2 tRNA genes and 2 rRNA genes are annotated in these 1,413 nt (G+C 52.4%); all 4 read right to left on the bottom strand.

Annotated elements, in window-relative coordinates:
• Positions 1-285 (bottom strand): 23S ribosomal RNA (locus BTW08_RS19280); the annotation flags it as partial.
• A gap of 222 nt (positions 286-507) precedes the next feature.
• Positions 508-583 (bottom strand) — tRNA-Ala (locus BTW08_RS18215).
• A gap of 229 nt (positions 584-812) precedes the next feature.
• A tRNA-Ile gene (locus tag BTW08_RS18210) sits at positions 813-889 on the bottom strand.
• Positions 890-980: 91 nt separating this feature from the next.
• A 16S ribosomal RNA gene (locus BTW08_RS18205) occupies positions 981-1,413 on the bottom strand; the annotation flags it as partial.

Raw genomic sequence — 1,413 nt, 5'->3', positions numbered from 1 at the left:
AAGTCCCATGCTTAAGGGCTACTCCCCGTTCGCTCGCCGCTACTAGGGGAATCTCGGTTGATTTCTTTTCCTCCGGGTACTTAGATGTTTCAGTTCTCCGGGTTCGCTTCCCAACACCTATGGATTCAGTGTGGGATACCCAGCTTATGCTGGGTGGGTTTCCCCATTCGGAAATGTCCGGGTCGCAGGTTGTTTGCCACCTCACCGAACCTTATCGCAGGCTACAACGTCCTTCATCGCCTCTGGCTGCCAAGGCATCCACCGTGTGCGCTTAATCGCTTGACCATATAACCCGAAAGGGTCTGGTCAGTGATTAAATCATTCGACAATTGCCGGATACGCTTGAGACGTATCTCGTTTCGTTCTTCTCCGAAGAGAAGAACTGTCAGCATGATCCAAATTGTTAAAGAGCGACTGCTGAAAGCAGTTGAAAACCCTCATCTTGCGATGAACGCTTTCAACTAATTTCAACATCAAGACTGTTAGGTATGTTCCTGTGGCAGGAACTGGTGGAGCCTAGCGGGATCGAACCGCTGACCTCCTGCGTGCAAGGCAGGCGCTCTCCCAGCTGAGCTAAGGCCCCGGATAGACAGATCATGAAAAGAATCAAGAAGACCTTTTTTCTTTTTCCAATCTGTTCAATTTTATTCAGATCAAGGCATTTCGGGGCGACGCATAGCCTGCTATGCGAGTCACGAAATAACGTGGAACTGGATAAAATTTGGTGGGTCTGGGCAGACTCGAATAACCCCGCGACCTCACCCTCTCTTAATATCACCCCAGGGGTGCGCTTTAACCAACTAAGCGAGAGATGGTGGGTCTGGGCAGACTCGAACTGCCGACCTCACCCTTATCAGGGGTGCGCTCTAACCAACTGAGCTACAGACCCAATGGTCACGCTGGGTCTTAACCCAAACAGTCTTGCTCTGGCCGATCAGGTAATTGATTGTGGACGCTTGAACCGCGATAAGCTGGTCGTTTAAGGAGGTGATCCAGCCGCAGGTTCCCCTACGGCTACCTTGTTACGACTTCACCCCAGTCATGAACCACACCGTGGTGATCGCTCTCCCGAAGGTTAAGCTAACCACTTCTGGTGCAGTCCACTCCCATGGTGTGACGGGCGGTGTGTACAAGGCCCGGGAACGTATTCACCGTGACATTCTGATTCACGATTACTAGCGATTCCGACTTCACGGAGTCGAGTTGCAGACTCCGATCCGAACTGAGGCCGGCTTTCTGGGATTCGCTCCATCTCGCGATCTCGCAGCCCTTTGTACCGGCCATTGTAGCACGTGTGTAGCCCTACCCGTAAGGGCCATGATGACTTGACGTCGTCCCCACCTTCCTCCGGTTTGTCACCGGCAGTCTCCTTAGAGTTCCCACCATTACGTGCTGGCAAATAAGGACAAGGGT

The sequence above is a fragment of the Salinicola sp. MH3R3-1 genome (genome assembly GCF_001937155.1).
Lineage (GTDB): Bacteria > Pseudomonadota > Gammaproteobacteria > Pseudomonadales > Halomonadaceae > Salinicola > Salinicola halophyticus.
The sequence above is the reverse complement of the archived record's forward strand: the minus strand, read 5'-3'. Positions and strand labels throughout refer to the sequence as shown.